Annotated in this window: 11 protein-coding genes and 1 tRNA gene; 5 read left to right on the forward strand and 7 right to left on the reverse strand. The window is 41.0% G+C overall.

All coding sequences use genetic code 11. The annotated features are described in order from the left end of the window. Nucleotides 1–157 precede the first annotated feature (157 nt). Nucleotides 158–1,375 carry an HD-GYP domain-containing protein gene (locus tag H5154_RS20480; RefSeq protein ID WP_182719462.1) on the forward strand — a complete coding sequence of 406 codons (1,218 nt, stop codon included), beginning with the start codon at nucleotides 158–160 and terminating at the stop codon, nucleotides 1,373–1,375. On the opposite strand, the gene H5154_RS23840 is transcribed toward H5154_RS20480, so the two are convergent. After that, nucleotides 1,335–1,676, reverse strand: coding sequence for a hypothetical protein (locus H5154_RS23840; protein WP_259399182.1), 342 nt, complete (start codon nucleotides 1,674–1,676; stop codon nucleotides 1,335–1,337). The two genes, H5154_RS20480 and H5154_RS23840, sit on opposite strands and share 41 nt — an antisense overlap. 287 nt (nucleotides 1,677–1,963) lie before the next feature. Here H5154_RS23840 and H5154_RS20490 point away from each other — a divergent pair, with 287 nt between their 5' ends. Beyond that, on the forward strand, nucleotides 1,964–3,226 hold the full coding sequence (locus H5154_RS20490; protein ID WP_145234979.1) for an outer membrane protein transport protein: 1,263 nt from the start codon (nucleotides 1,964–1,966) through the stop codon (nucleotides 3,224–3,226). Between the two features lie 96 nt (nucleotides 3,227–3,322). Here the strand turns inward: H5154_RS20490 and H5154_RS20495 are convergent, their stop codons facing one another. The 3 genes from H5154_RS20495 to pepA form a co-directional block, all read right to left on the reverse strand. Then, nucleotides 3,323–6,178, reverse strand: coding sequence for a valine--tRNA ligase (locus H5154_RS20495; RefSeq protein WP_182719464.1), 2,856 nt, complete (start codon nucleotides 6,176–6,178; stop codon nucleotides 3,323–3,325). 60 nt (nucleotides 6,179–6,238) lie between these two features. Next, nucleotides 6,239–6,685 carry a DNA polymerase III subunit chi gene (locus H5154_RS20500; protein ID WP_145234983.1) on the reverse strand — a complete coding sequence of 149 codons (447 nt, stop codon included), beginning with the start codon at nucleotides 6,683–6,685 and terminating at the stop codon, nucleotides 6,239–6,241. A 174-nt stretch (nucleotides 6,686–6,859) separates the two neighbouring features. After that, complete coding sequence (gene pepA / locus H5154_RS20505) at nucleotides 6,860–8,371, reverse strand: leucyl aminopeptidase (RefSeq protein ID WP_145234985.1); 1,512 nt, start codon at nucleotides 8,369–8,371, stop codon at nucleotides 6,860–6,862. 264 nt (nucleotides 8,372–8,635) lie between these two features. On the opposite strand from pepA, the gene lptF reads away from it, so the two are divergent. Further along, on the forward strand, nucleotides 8,636–9,748 hold the full coding sequence (gene lptF, locus H5154_RS20510) for an LPS export ABC transporter permease LptF (RefSeq protein ID WP_149981256.1): 1,113 nt from the start codon (nucleotides 8,636–8,638) through the stop codon (nucleotides 9,746–9,748). Further along, a complete protein-coding gene (gene lptG, locus H5154_RS20515; RefSeq protein ID WP_182719465.1) occupies nucleotides 9,745–10,812 on the forward strand; it encodes an LPS export ABC transporter permease LptG in 1,068 nt (355 codons plus the stop codon). The genes lptF and lptG overlap by 4 nt, the downstream gene beginning before the upstream one ends. A gap of 32 nt (nucleotides 10,813–10,844) precedes the next feature. Here lptG and H5154_RS20520 read toward each other — a convergent pair whose 3' ends face one another. Next, nucleotides 10,845–11,339 (reverse strand): RDD family protein, encoded by a 495-nt coding sequence (locus H5154_RS20520; RefSeq protein WP_182719466.1) that lies wholly within the window; start codon nucleotides 11,337–11,339, stop codon nucleotides 10,845–10,847. Nucleotides 11,340–11,600: 261 nt separating this feature from the next. Between H5154_RS20520 and H5154_RS20525 the strand changes: the two genes are divergently transcribed. Beyond that, a tRNA-Leu gene (locus H5154_RS20525) sits at nucleotides 11,601–11,685 on the forward strand. 133 nt (nucleotides 11,686–11,818) lie between these two features. Here H5154_RS20525 and H5154_RS20530 read toward each other — a convergent pair. Next, the gene (locus tag H5154_RS20530) at nucleotides 11,819–13,723 is read right to left on the reverse strand and encodes a hypothetical protein (protein WP_182719467.1); all 1,905 of its coding nucleotides are present in this window, start codon (nucleotides 13,721–13,723) and stop codon (nucleotides 11,819–11,821) included. Between the two features lie 430 nt (nucleotides 13,724–14,153). Then, nucleotides 14,154–14,537: a DUF1842 domain-containing protein gene (locus H5154_RS20535; protein WP_182719468.1), complete on the reverse strand. Its 384-nt coding sequence runs from the start codon at nucleotides 14,535–14,537 to the stop codon at nucleotides 14,154–14,156. Nucleotides 14,538–14,654: the final 117 nt, after the last annotated feature.

The raw sequence follows: 14,654 nt of genomic DNA on the forward strand, positions 1-14,654 counted from the left end.
CGCCAACTCGCCAACTCGCCAACTCACCAACTCACCAACTCACCAATTCATCATTTCCTAGTGCTTATTTCGTATTCGTTACTTTTGTTATAGACATTTGTAGTGGATCGTTGATAATCAGTAATTATTATTTTTTGAAATGAATTAATCACTTTATATGCTTATTACCCTTCCAATTTCTGAACTCGTACCAGGAATGTTTGTTGACAGTGTTAGCAAGCAGTTTGAGGGGGTTGATAGTATAAAAATCAAAACTCGCGGCCTAGTTCGCGATAAATCGATCATTAAGCGCTTGGTATCCGAAGGAGTTCAAGAGCTGCTGATAGATTTTACGCAAAGTGATGTGAGTGTTCCTGCCAAATATCAGCTCAAACCTGAAGTCGCTGCTGCAACGGCCAATAACCCTAATAAATTAAAGATAAAAAAGGTTATTTCAGTTGAGCAAGAGTTTGCTAAAGCGAGTGTGAGCTATGAGCAACATAATCGTAATTTACAAAGTTTATATGGCGACGTTACCTCAGGCTTAAAGATGAATATCGCACTGCTTGATGGTATAGCTAAAGATATTGTGGCATCGGTATTTCGTAATCATAATGCAATGACTATTTTAACCCGCATTAAAGATAAGCATATGTACAACTGGCGACATATGACTAACTGCGCTATTTTTGTCACTGTATTTGCCAAGTACTTAGGTTACAAAGAAAGTGTTGTGCAAGAGCTTGCCATGGGTGCCTTGCTGCACGATTTGGGACAAGCTAAATTACCACAAGGGATTTTTTCTAAATCTGAAAAAGTAAATAAACTTGAGATGCAAGCGATTAAAAAGCATGTAGCGCAAAGTTTAGGCTTGGTAAAAGGCGAAAAAGGCATTACCCCATTAATGCTTGATATGATAGTTAATCACCATGAGCGCTTAGATGGCAGTGGCTATCCTCGAGGTCTTCTGGGTGAAAAACTTAGTCGACCAGCACGAATTATGGCGATAGTTGATGTGTATGACGCCATGACAGCGGACAGGCCCCATCAATTAGGTGATGAACCGGTCAACGCACTGCGCTATTTACTTGCTAATAAACACATGTTTGATGGCGAGCTAGTACAGCGGTTTATTAAGTGTTTAGGTGTACATCCAGTCGGCACGATTGTTAAATTAACTAATGAACGGTTGGCATTAGTAACCGAAGGTAATCATCAGAACCCCATTCAACCTAAAGTTAAAGTTTTCTATAATGCTAAGCATAGTCATCATATTACGGCAAAAGATGTTGATTTAACTTCACCAGGTCATGACTTAAAGATTTTAGCGAGTATCAAACCATTAGATTATCAGCTTAATTTGGCTCGTTTGTTAAAAGAGCATCTGTTGGTTTAAGCGGTTTTTTAGTTATTGCTTTGTCACAGTGTTTTTTAGTTGATTGCTTAGCCGATAATAGCGCACCACTGAAGCAACTCACCATTAATAGTAGCCACAATAAAGTCCCATTTTCTGAATGTAACGCACTACAGCAGCATACTAGTGCGACTAAAGCACAGACAATGGCACCTAACCAATAATGGTTAACAGGGTTATCGCATTCGCCAGCTCTGGTGCAGGCACAAAAATTAGCTTTGCAAAAGCAATATACACTTATCCCACAAAAAGCCAACGCAGCAATAATTAATCCTATTTCCACCGCTTCATCTCCTTTGCTAGTCTTGTTTGGCAGTCTAATAGTGCTGATCAAGTAAGTCAATCTAAATGATAATTAATTGCAAGTAAGTTTTATTGTAACTTATCCGATGAGTTTTAAAAAACTGTTACTTTGCTGTTAAAAAATGGTTTTTATGGTGTTTTTTAACGCTTTGTTACAGTTTTTTATTTAAAAGTAAGGTACTGTGCTAAGGTTTTGAAGTAACTTACTCCTAATAATTAGAGACAACACATGGGAACCCAAACATTTAGTTTGGTTAAGGAAACACAATGAAATTTACAAAAACTTTAATTGCAGCATCACTTGCTGTTATGTCTGCAGATACGTTTGCAGCGGCTTTCCAGCTAGCAGAGCAAAATGCCTCAGGTTTAGGGCGTGCATATGCTGGTGAAGCAGCAGTGGCTGATGATGCCTCTGTTGTTGCGCGTAATCCAGCTCTTATGTCTGTATTTAAAGAGCAGCAGTTAAGCATTGCAGGTATTGCTGTCATTCCAGATGTCAGCCTTCGTGGCACTGAAGCTAGTAATCAATCAGTTAACCCAGGTCAACTAAACGACAGCAGTATTGCGCCAGCAGCTTTTGTTCCTGCAGGTTATTTTGTAATGCCTATCGATGACAAGTTTGCTGTTGGTTTTGGTGCGTTTTCAAATTTTGGTTTATCAACTGAATTTGAAGCAGATTACCCTGCAGGCCAGCTTGCTGGTGAAACAGAGATTGTTACTGTAAATATGAACGTTAGTGGTTCATACAAAATCAATGAGCAATTTAGTGTTGGCCTTGGCTTAAACTATGTTTATGCAGATGCGAAAATCATTCGTAACTTTGGTGCCAATCCATTAGGTTTACCAGCACAAACTCAAGCAGTACATTTAGAAGGCGATGATACTGGCTTTGGTTGGAACTTAGGAGCTAGCTATCAGATTGATGAAAATAGTCGCTTTGGTTTTAACTATCGTAGCGAGACAGATATCACATTTGATGGCGAGTTTTCTAACCAATTACCTGCACAAATCGGTGGCCTAGCTGGCGTAAGTGTACCTGGAAGTGTTGAAATCACTCTCCCTGCGATTGCTGAGTTCTCTGGTACACACCAGTTAGATGAGAAAACAGGCTTACACTACAGTGTATTATGGACTGGTTGGGATAGCTTCCAAAAGCTAGAAGCTTATGTTCCAGGCAAAGATACACCTGTATTCTCTAAAGATGAGCACTTCTCAAACTCAATGCGTTACTCAATCGGTGGCGATTATCAGTTTAACGATGCTGTACTATTACGTGCTGGTATTGCTTATGATGAATCACCAGCCGATCAAAAACACCTGTCAATTTCTATCCCTGATACTGACCGTTTTTGGTACTCGTTTGGTGTTAACTACACCATGAGCGAACAAGCAAACCTAGATATTGGTATGAGTATTCTCCGTGGTAAAACACAAAACTTTACTGAATCTGATGGCTTAGGTCAGCAGTGGGGCTTTGAATCAAAAGGCCATGCATACTTATTTGGTGCGCAGTATAACTACACGTTTTAATTTGTAGGCGCGGGTTTATCCCGCGCAAATAAAAAGCCGCGTTATTTATTAACGCGGCTTTTTTTTGTCTAGCTGTGCGGGGTTCCCCGCATCTAGTTACAAGCTTTCGATCTTGGCTTTTTGCTCAAGTAGTTTTGCTTTCGCATCTGAGAACTCTGCAAGCTTCTCATTTTCTTTAGCAAGGACTGCTTCAGGTGCATTGTTAACAAACTTTTCGTTTGCTAGTTTATTTTGCACTTGAGCTAGGCCTTTTTCGGCTTTTTCAAGCTGCTTAGCAATACGTGCAAGTTCGGCGTCAACATCGATTAGACCTGCCATTGGGATCATGATCTCAAGGTTACCAACATAAGATGTTGCACATGCAGGTGCGTCATCTTTGTTATCAAGCAGCGTAAATTCTTCAATTTTAGCAAGTGATGCTAAGAAAGATTTATTTTCTTCAATACGACGTACATCATCCGCAGATGCATTTGCTAGTAATACTGATAACGGCTTGCTTGGGCTAATATCCATTTCACCACGAATGTTACGAATAGCTAAAATGAATTGCTTAACCCACTCTAAATCATCCATTGCTTTTGCATCAACGTTAGCTTCATTGTAAACAGGGAAGGCTTGTACCATGATACTAGTGTTCGCTGTTTCAAGACCTGCCAGTGGCGCAACACGTTGCCAAATCGTTTCGGTAATGTATGGCATCATTGGGTGCATTAAGCGCAGTAGGCTTTCAAGCACAGTGATCAGTGTATGACGCGTACCACGTTGTTGTGCTTCATTGCCTTTGAATAATACAGGCTTAGTCAGCTCTAAGTACCAATCGCAAAATTGGTTCCAAGTGAACTCATAAAGCGTATTTGCTGCAAGGTCAAAACGGTAGTTATCTAAGTGCTCAGTATAGGTTTTAACAGTTGCTTCAAATTGGCCTAAGATCCAACGATCAGCAAGTGAGTACTCTTTAACTGCATCATTTGTAAAGCCACAATCTTGCTCTTCGGTGTTCATTAGTACATAACGGCTGGCGTTCCATAACTTATTACAGAAGTTGCGGTAACCTTCAAGGCGGTTCATATCCCAGTTGATGTCACGACCAGTCGATGCCATTGCCGCTAAAGTAAAGCGCAGTGCATCTGTACCGTGGGCTTCAATGCCGTTATCAAAGGTTTTACGAGTATCTTTTTCGATTTTCTTAGCAACTTTTTCTTGCATCAGGTTACTGGTGCGTTTTGTTACTAAGCTTTCAAGGTCGATACCGTCAATCATATCGATTGGATCAAGTACGTTACCTTTAGATTTTGACATTTTATCGCCATTTTCATCGCGAATAAGACCCGTAACGTAAACCGTTTTAAAGGGCACTTGTGGCTTGCCGTTATCATCTTTGATGAAATGCATGGTCATCATGATCATGCGCGCTACCCAGAAGAAGATAATATCAAAACCAGTTACCAATACGTCAGACGGGTGGAAAGTTTTCAAATCATCTGTGTTCGCAGGCCAGCCTTGGGTTGAAAAAGTCCAAAGTGCTGATGAGAACCAGGTATCGAGTACATCTTCGTCTTGGCTAAGTGTTACGCTATCAGCAATGTTGTTTTCACGACGTACTTCTGCTTCATCACGGCCAACAAAAACGTTGCCTTCGCTGTCGTACCAAGCAGGAATGCGGTGACCCCACCATAACTGGCGCGAAATACACCAATCTTGTACGTCGTTCATCCACGAGAAATACATGTTCTCGTATTGCTTAGGTACAAATTGAATATCGCCATTTTTTACTGCGTCTTTTGCAGGCTCAGCCAGTGGTGCAACACGTACATACCATTGGTCAGTAAGTAGCGGTTCAATAACCACACCAGAGCGGTCGCCGTAAGGTACGGTTAGAGCGTGATCTTCAATCTTTTCAAGTAGGCCTAACTGTTCAAATTCAGCCACAATTGCTTTACGTGCATCGAAGCGGTCAAGACCATGCAGGCGCTCAGGAATTGGTGCATCAAACTCAAGCTCTTTACCATCAAAGGTGTAGGTTTCGCCTTGGCTTAGAATTGCGGCATCTTTATCGAAGATATTGATCAACGGCATTTGATGACGTTTACCAACTTCGTTATCGTTAAAGTCGTGTGCTGGCGTGATTTTTACACAACCAGTGCCTTTGTCTTTATCGGCATGTTCATCAGCAACAATTTTAATTCGACGATTAACAATCGGCAGTAAAATCTCTTTACCGATCAAGTCTTGATAGCGTTCGTCATCTGGGTTTACTGCAACACCTGAGTCACCAAGCATGGTCTCTGGGCGAGTCGTTGCCACTACAATGTAGTTTTTACCGCCTTGGGTTGTAACACCATCAGCCAATGGGTAACGTAGGTGCCACATGTGGCCTTGTTTGTCTTTGTTTTCAACTTCAAGATCAGAGATAGCCGTGTGTAGCTTTGGATCCCAGTTTACTAGGCGCTTACCACGATAAATTAAATCTTCTTTGTGTAAGCGTACAAACACTTCTTTAACGGCTTCTGATAAGCCGTCATCCATTGTGAAACGTTCACGATCCCAGTCAACCGATGCGCCAAGGCGACGAAGTTGTTTTGTGATAGTCCCGCCAGATTGTTCTTTCCACTGCCAAATTTTGTCGATGAAAGCTTCACGGCCTAAGTCGTGGCGTGTTTTACCTTCTTCAGCAGAGAGTTTACGTTCAACCAGCATTTGCGTAGCAATACCTGCGTGGTCAGTACCTACTTGCCATAATGTGTTATTACCTTGCATACGTTTAAAACGCGTTAAGGTATCCATAATGGTGTCTTGGAAAGCGTGGCCCATGTGTAAGCTACCAGTGACATTGGGTGGCGGGATCATAATTGAATATGCATCGCCTTTACCTGATGGTTTGAAGTAGCCTTTTTGTTCCCAGTCTTGGTATAACGACTGTTCAATATCTTGCGGATTGTAGGTTTTATCCATTACACAGAACCTTAAATAAGTACTTAAATGAGTTAGTTAGCTATTTATACAAAAGGTATGTTAGCTATTAATATCTTGCGTGGTGATATTAGCACCGAGTTGGCGTAGCTTTTTAAAGCGCTCACGGGCAGCTTGTTTAGCAGTGGCTTCAACGGGCACAAAATCAAAAACTTGGTTAAACCGACGAATAAAGTCCGGCAATTGTGCAGCCAAGTTAATTAAAACTTTACGATTACCGACTGGCGGGGTAGTACCTATTTCAACGGGCGCACCACCTTTTGGACCTTCACCTTGGAGATTGTGAGGCACAAAACTGTCGGGGTCGAATGACCAAATAGTTTCATCAATGGCATGGGCAATTTCAAGATCATCAACGTAAATAAAGATACGATGACCAAGACGATACTGTTCAGCAGCAATATCAGCCGCTAAGCTAAAGTGATCATCAGCCTTGGCTAATGACTCATCTTGTTGCTTTAGAACGAAAAACTGGGCGTTCATGCTCATTGTATCGGGGCTTCCCACAGTATTGAAAATAATACTTAAATCAAAGCAGGGATTTTGCCATATAACGCGTTTTGCTTCAATTAATACGCTAATTTATACGTTAATAAGTGGGGAATAAATAAGGCGCTAAAAAGCGCCTTATTTAAATTTACAATGTATTGTTAAACGCGGGGTTTAATCTTGGCTGGTTTCGCTTACACCGGCACGGTTGAGTAAATATTGCGTAAGCATTGGCACCGGTCGACCTGTTGCGCCTTTGTTTTTACCACTGCGCCAAGCAGTGCCTGCGATATCTAAATGGGCCCAGTTATACTTTTTAGTAAACTTAGATAAGAAGCATGCTGCTGTTATCGTTCCCGCAGAGCGGCCGCCTAAGTTAGTAAAATCAGCAAATGGACTTTCTAGTTGATCTTGATAATCATCCCACAGTGGTAACTGCCACGCACGGTCGCCACTTTGCTCAGATGCTTTTAACAAGTCATGTGCCAGTGGGTTGTGGTTAGATAATAACCCCGTTGCATGAGCGCCAAGGGCAACAATACAAGCGCCAGTTAAAGTAGCGACATCAATCACGGTTTCAGGTTCAAAGCGCTCGACATAAGTGAGTGCATCACATAATACTAGGCGGCCTTCAGCGTCGGTATTTAGTACTTCAACTGTTTGCCCTGACATAGTGGTCAAAATATCACCCGGACGATAAGCATTCGAGCTTGGCATGTTTTCACAACCTGCGAGTACACCAATTACGTTAATCGGTAATTGCATTTGCACCAAAGCACGCATTGCGCCAATAACACCGGCTGCACCGCCCATGTCGTATTTCATTTCATCCATGGCTTCGCCTGGTTTGAGTGAAATACCACCTGAGTCAAAGGTTAAACCTTTACCAACTAGCACGATTGGGGCTTGATCTTTCGCGCCGCCTTGGTAGTTAATTACCGACATAATAGATTCGTTATCACTACCACGACCAACTGCTAAGTATGAATTCATACCTAACTCTGCCATTTTATCTTCGCCAATTATATCAACCGTAACGTTGTCAAAGTTAGCTGCAAGTTCTTGCGCTTGTTCACCTAAATATGCAGGATTACAGATGTTTGGTGGCATGTTCGCTACGTCTTTACATAACTTACTACCTGCAGCAATCGCTAGGCCATGTTCAATGGCGCTTTCACCAATGGTAAGTTCGCGGCGAGTTGGTACGTTAAACACAATTTTACGCAGCGGGCGACGCGGGTCACTTTTTTTGCTTTTTAATTGGTTAAATGTGTACAAGCAGTCTTGGGTGGTTTCGACCGCTTGGCGGACTTTCCAGTAGGTGTCGCGACTTTTAACATGTTGCTCAGTTAAAAAGCATACCGCTTCCATCGACCCAGTTTCATTTAGGGTATTGATAGTTTTTGAAATAATTTGTTTGTATTGTTTGTCGTCTAGCTCGCGCTCTTTACCACAGCCGACCAATAGTATGCGTTCACTTAACACATTGGGTACATGATGCAATAACAGCACTTGTCCCGGCTTGCCTTCAAGGTCGCCGCGACGCAATAAATTAGAGATATAACCATCACTGATTTTATCGAGTTGTTCACCAATGGGGGATAAACGACGTGGCTCATAAACGCCAACTACAATACATGCGCTACGTTGCTTTTCAGGACTACCACTTTTTACGCTAAATTCCATTGTCACTCCTAATTTTGAGTCATTTAACCCTTAAATAAGGGTAATAAAATAAAAATCCAGATACTAGCTTAATATTAGCTTATAAACGCTGACTCATTATGTGTATTTGAACTTTATACTTTTGTAGCCATCAATACCACTAATGCGACAATATATCGAGTTGCTAGGTATGATATTTAATGTTGATGACATATAATAAAACCCTAAGTTTACTCAAATTTTCTTACTCTTGAAGTAAAACATCATGTTTAACAGGGGCGATCATTGCTAATTTTCCGTTATTTGACCACTGAAGTTTTAAAGTCTCAGGTCGCCGTATTTTTAACTTTGATGACAATTTTTTTGTCGCAAAAGTTTGTCGTTATTCTTGGCGACGCCTCTGAAGGCGGCATTCCTGCTAAGTTAGTGCTGTCAATGATTGCACTAAAGTTACCGCAATTGGCATCATTAATATTACCGCTAAGTATCTTTTTAGGGATTATTCTCGCCTATAGTCGCATTTATGCCGACAGTGAAATGACCGTTCTCAAAGCCTGTGGTGTTAGTGAATGGTACGTAGTGCGTGTAACCTTAGTTTCTAGTGTGGTATTGGCGCTATTGGCAGGAGTACTGACTTTATATATAGCCCCATGGGCGAGTGAGCAAGAATATCAATTGAAAGAACAAGCCAAAGCGGATGCCGGGTTATCAGCGCTGCGGGCTGGGCGCTTTCAACAAACAGGTAACGAAAAAGCGGTGGTGTTTATTCATAACATCGAAAAAGGCGGCAAAGAACTACACAAAGTATTTGTAGCGCAACTACCAGACAGCGAAAAAGATAATCTCGCACGGTTAGTATATGCGCAGCGGGGTGTAGTGATCGAGCAAGAAAGCGGTGAGCAGCAATTGGTGCTCAGTGACGGTAAGCGTTACGAAACCGACGGCAAAACCCCTGCGCTAAATTTAACCGAATTTGATGGCTATAGTGTACAAATCCGTGAGCAAGAAATAGAACATCAACGCCGTAAACTTGAAGCTGTGCCGACCATTGATCTGTTTGCGATGAAAACGACAGATGCGATTGCTCAGTGGCAGTGGCGTCTTGCTATACCGCTTTCTATTCCACTACTTACTTTATTAGCAGTACCGCTGAGTGTCGTTAATCCGCGCCAAGGTAAGTTTGCCAAATTAGTGCCTGCCATCAGCTTGTATTTAGGTTATTTCATCTTATTGAATGCTGCAAAGTTTGCGATTGAGGATGGTAAAATTCCGCCTTCAATTGGCCTGTGGTGGATCCATTTAAGCGCTTTATTTATTGGCGGCTTTTTGATTATCAAAGGGCGACCGCTCGGCGCATGGTTAAAAGCAGTATTAACTAAGCGGGAGTTAGGCGCATGATGAAAACGCTTGATTGGTATTTAGGCCGCAGTGTTTTACAAACCACCGGTTTTGCTTTGATGGTCTTAGTTGGGATCAGTACCCTGATTAAATTTATTGAGCAGCTTAAATCAGTCGGTCGCGGTAGCTATGATATTGGAACTGCTTTGCTATATACCTTATATAGCATGCCTGATGATCTTGTGGTGTTCTTCCCAATGGCCGCTTTAATTGGTGGCTTAACGGGGCTTGGGGCACTTGCATCAAATAGTGAACTGGTGGTGATGCAAGCCGCCGGTATGTCGCGTTTGCAAATTATTCTCTCAGTAATGAAAACCGCAATATTTATGGCGCTTTGTATGATGGCATTAGGCGAGTGGGGCGCACCAGCGACACAACTTAAAGCGAAAGAAATGCGTAATCAAGCAATACATGGTGGTGATGTATTTAACGCTCAGCAAGGTGTATGGGCCAAAGATGGCAATAACTTTATTAATATAGAAGATGTTGACCAAAACGGCGTATTACATGGCGTGAACATGTATCATTTTGATAGTTCACTACAACTTACACAAATTACTAAAGCTCGCGAAGCGGTAGGCCGTAAAGACGGTTGGTTACTTCGAGATGTAAATAAAGTGCAACTCAGTGAAGAGTTGATCAGCACACAGCAGCAAAAAGAAGAGTTTTACGAATCACAACTTACAGCTGAAAAGCTGGGTGTCGTATCGGTAAAACCAGAGTCTCTGTCATTTACAGGGTTGTGGTCATATTTAGGTTATTTGAAACAAAATGAGCAAGATACTAGCACCTACGAGCTTGCTTTATGGCGTAAGATTATGCAGCCAGTATCGATAGCGGTGATGTTATTAGTGGCGCTGTCGTTTATATTTGGCCCACTGCGTACCGTGACGATGGGCGCGCGGATTGTAATGGGTGTAGTAACCGGTATTGCATTTCACCTAACCAATGAAATATTTGGTCCTGTGGTGATGGTGTATCAAATCCCTGCGATAATCGGGGCGACTTTACCAAGCATAATATTTATAGGTTTTGCGACTTACTTGCTTAATAAGCGAAATTGATAACGGGGAGCTAGCAGCCTAGCTCCTCATTGCTAATCTAAAGAACGATAAATTCGTTTGTTTTCTTCTTTTGTTAGCGCAACAACCTCGGTTTTAGACAGGTAATCTTGCAGCGCTCGTTTGTTTTTAAAATCAACTAATACCACTAAATTACCTAAGCCAAGTAATGCGGTTACGCTGCGAATAACGGCTTGTGGCCAACTAATTAGCTTACCATCGCGAGTTTGTACTTTTAAACGCCATGCGCGCATACCAATCGTTTGGCCACTCTTAGTCCAAAAATAGACAAAAAATATAATATTTACACCAACGAATAATGCACTGCGAATACCGTACAGCAATGGAGAGTCCTGAATTAAGGCGGCCGGATCTTCTGTCTGCATAATTAGATCTAAGCCAATTAACCCCTGAATGGCTGCAAAGTAAAGTATGGCAGTAAGCATAGATAGCGAAATCACAACTAAAGAGTCGTAAATTAAAGAGGCAAAGCGACGCCAAAAGCTCGCACGCGGAAATTCAGCAGACATAAACAAACTCACAAAGTTAATATGCGCGCTAGTTTAGCAAATAGCGAGACAAATACTAGCCGCACAGTTAGTAGCTTTTATGAGTGAATGTTAATGGTTGCTCAATTGTTAAGCGGTTGATCGTGGTTTTGTAAAAAACGCTTGCTGCTCCTCTTATTGTTTGTATAATGCATGGCATAGAGACAAAGACAGCTTGATAAGTCCTAGCTCTAAAGTGGTTTTTCTTTATCTTCTCATGTTAGAAGGTTAAAGAAAAATGATGCCAGCGTGATGAAATTGGTATACATGGGGGATTCAAAATCCCCTGCCGCAAGGCGTGCCGGTTCAAGTCCGGCCGCTGGTACCACTTTTAATAACCCTGACCACATTGGTCGGGGTTTTTTTATGCCTGAAATAAAGTGGTCAGTTGTTAGTTTATAGCCATATGATGTGGCAAACGATTAATACCGTATAATCTGCATTAATCGTTTGATTTTTAGTTAATTACTTCTGTATATACAGACGCTATCGCATAGTTTTAAGAATTGAATACTTTGTGTTACTGATTGGGCTATTTTTCCATCTGAGTATTTGTCTTGGTTGCTATGAGACCTTAAAAACCAATAGCCGGCTTTTTCCTTTTTGAAAAGTTTGTAGTTGATCACATCAACTTCTTCAGAATTATCGATACAACTGCTTATTGTTTCATCTTGACTACAAGGAGTTACGAAGCTCATGCTATTGTCTTCTTCAAACTGCCAACGGCCATTAGGGCCAAAAATACCACCGCTATAAACAATGGCTGTACCGTTATCGTGAGGTTCTATAACGGCATGTTTGTTGTTATTTAACAAGTTTAAATCGTTAACATAGAAGGTTTTCATATAATCTTCTTGAGTCGCATTATAGGTAGTATCTGCTTGGGCTAGATTAGCGTAAGAGTAGCTTGATTGTTTTTTGCTGGAGTAAAAATCGTCTACAGTAGCAATGCGATTATCGTAGAGTTTTACATAGCGTACATTTCTAGTTTCAATACCTATGGTGAATTCTAAAGTATCGCCCAAGTTGCTGAACGTAATATCATAAGTAGACTCTTCACCAGTAAGTGCGTCTTTCACTGAGTAATGTCCTGAAGTTTCTGAATCAACCGTGATAGGTGCATTGATTATTTTAAAGGAACTTCCATCAGCTAATTGCACACTTGAATACAATGGAGATAAGCCGAATAACACATCACCCGCTGAAAATTCAGGAACTGGCGCCTCTGCAACACCTCTAAATACTTTATAGGTTTTGCGATCAACAAGCTCTTTTTCAAGCTCAGGCCAATTAGCCGTATCTTGAGATGTTTGAGGGATAAAATGATAGGTGACTTCAAAAACAGCAAAATCATCTAAGCTTGCAATGAGTTCGGCTTGTTTTAATTGAACAGAAAAACTGATTTGTTGATATGAGCCATCAGTATTTTGAAACGTTTTTGTATAGTCTTGCCCAAATATACTATTACCTTTCTCTTCAGGCTCAATAAATTGATATATACCGTCAGTTAGAATTACATTCTCGTGAAATCCAGCCAACTGAGTGTAACCTTCTGCTTTAATCGCTACATTGGCAAAGAAAGTATATTTGACGCCTTCTTCATTACCTAGTTGGCTTAGTCTAAGTGTTTGCTCTTGGCGTTGATCGCTATAAGTATCAAAACTAAGCGCTTTTTTCTCGCCTTTAATCAGGGTAAGCCAAGTGAATTCGGTTTCACTTATGTACTTTTTAGCTAGGATAGAATTAGCTTTCTTAGCTAAAATCTCGAGAGGTATAAACTTTGAACGCATGCAATTTGCAATGCATTCAAACTCTTGAGTATGCAGTTCAACATCATCTGGGTTATTCCAGTTAAACATAAAGTTGTCACTGTCAATTTTTGCAAAACCTGTTTGGTCAGCTGAAAAATGAAATAGTGAGCTAGAGTCAGCTGTAGTCCACGTGCCGATTAATTCTTTATCTGCAAGTGTAATTGCTTCGCCAGGAAAGTTAACGGCATCATAGTGAACGTCAATACTTAGGTTAAACTGGTTCGACTCTTTACCATCACTAATTGATAGGTCGACTTGATGTTCAGCTATGTCAAAAAAAGTAGGCGAAGCACTGAGCGTTAGTGTATTTTCACTTAGTTCATAGCTTAGCCAATCAGGTTTGTTTATTACAGAGACAGTTACTGTGTCGTTGTCTTTATCGCTTACAGTAAGTGCATGTTCTAAACTAGATCCCGCAGCGAGTTCAAAACTGAACTCACCCGCTATAGTAGGTTTGTTATTTGCTGCTTTTTGTTGTTCTTCAGAGCTACTTCCCCCACCACAGGCAGAAAGTAGTAAGGTTAAAAGGCAGACAGCTGTTGTTTTTAGTTTCATCACTAATTTTCCTTAATATTTTATGCGATTATATCAGATGGTTAACTTGAATGGACCAAACGTAGGTAAAGTTAAGAAGGAAATGCTTTAAGTCATTAAGCGCTTTGTTGAAGATTCTTCTATTGAAGTTTTGCTACTAAAGCTAGTTATATGAATGCCTAGTTAAATGAATACAAAGGCTTAAACAAATGATAAAAAAGTTAGGCAATCCTAATTAAATCATAGCAAAGCAAGTCGACACTGTTTTTCAACGTTTTTATAAACGTGAAGCGGACCAAATTGGTCGGTTTTTTATGCCTGAAATAAAGTGCTAAGCCATAAGCTTTGGCGAGAGCTTGAAGAAGGGTAGTAATGACGCTGCTTGGTGAATTATTAAATGACATTCAACTGGATTGAATGCCATTTAATAGAAAAACTATTTTTAATCAGCTTAGTCGATTAGACTCACTTTGCATTGGTAGGTATTATCACCCACTGAAAAACTGCCTTTGCCATTCCATTGGTTATCAACGCCAAAGCTTGCCGTAAAAGGTGACTGGTAACTACCAATTGCAGGTGGTGGAAAAGACACCACTGCTTGACCTGTTAGCGCGCCAACTTTAGTTACATCATTATAGCCAGTTGCATGCATATGGCCCGATGCGCTAGCGGTGAAATGAGGTGAATGCTGCGTTCCTTCTTGGATGCTGCCATTCGCTCGACCATTTAATGAACCTGTTTTTGGATCTACAGCAAACTGAATTTCCATAGAGCCACCACCAACAACACCAGATTGAAATTGTAATTTAACGAGATATAAGCTTTCATCAGACATTTTCTTGTTCCTTTTGTAGATTGCATTCGCACTGTTATATGGATACTAAGTAACCGAGTGAAATTGTAGAATGACCACCACAAAAGACATATTACAGCGTATTACATGAAGTTGAGT

The organism is Pseudoalteromonas sp. SR44-5 (assembly GCF_014163675.1).
Classification (GTDB): Bacteria; Pseudomonadota; Gammaproteobacteria; order Enterobacterales; family Alteromonadaceae; genus Pseudoalteromonas; species Pseudoalteromonas rhizosphaerae.

Excerpts from the sequence above, each read along its gene's own strand:
- H5154_RS20480 (WP_182719462.1), top strand. The coding sequence starts at position 158 with ATGCTTATTACCCTTCCAATTTCTGAACTCGTACCAGGAATGTTTGTT.
- H5154_RS20490 (WP_145234979.1), top strand. The coding sequence starts at position 1,964 with ATGAAATTTACAAAAACTTTAATTGCAGCATCACTTGCTGTTATGTCT.
- H5154_RS20495 (WP_182719464.1), bottom strand. The coding sequence starts at position 6,178 with ATGGATAAAACCTACAATCCGCAAGATATTGAACAGTCGTTATACCAA.
- H5154_RS20500 (WP_145234983.1), bottom strand. The coding sequence starts at position 6,685 with ATGAGCATGAACGCCCAGTTTTTCGTTCTAAAGCAACAAGATGAGTCA.
- pepA (WP_145234985.1), bottom strand. The coding sequence starts at position 8,371 with ATGGAATTTAGCGTAAAAAGTGGTAGTCCTGAAAAGCAACGTAGCGCA.
- lptG (WP_182719465.1), top strand. The coding sequence starts at position 9,745 with ATGATGAAAACGCTTGATTGGTATTTAGGCCGCAGTGTTTTACAAACC.
- H5154_RS20520 (WP_182719466.1), bottom strand. The coding sequence starts at position 11,339 with ATGTCTGCTGAATTTCCGCGTGCGAGCTTTTGGCGTCGCTTTGCCTCT.
- H5154_RS20530 (WP_182719467.1), bottom strand. The coding sequence starts at position 13,723 with ATGAAACTAAAAACAACAGCTGTCTGCCTTTTAACCTTACTACTTTCT.
- H5154_RS20535 (WP_182719468.1), bottom strand. The coding sequence starts at position 14,537 with ATGTCTGATGAAAGCTTATATCTCGTTAAATTACAATTTCAATCTGGT.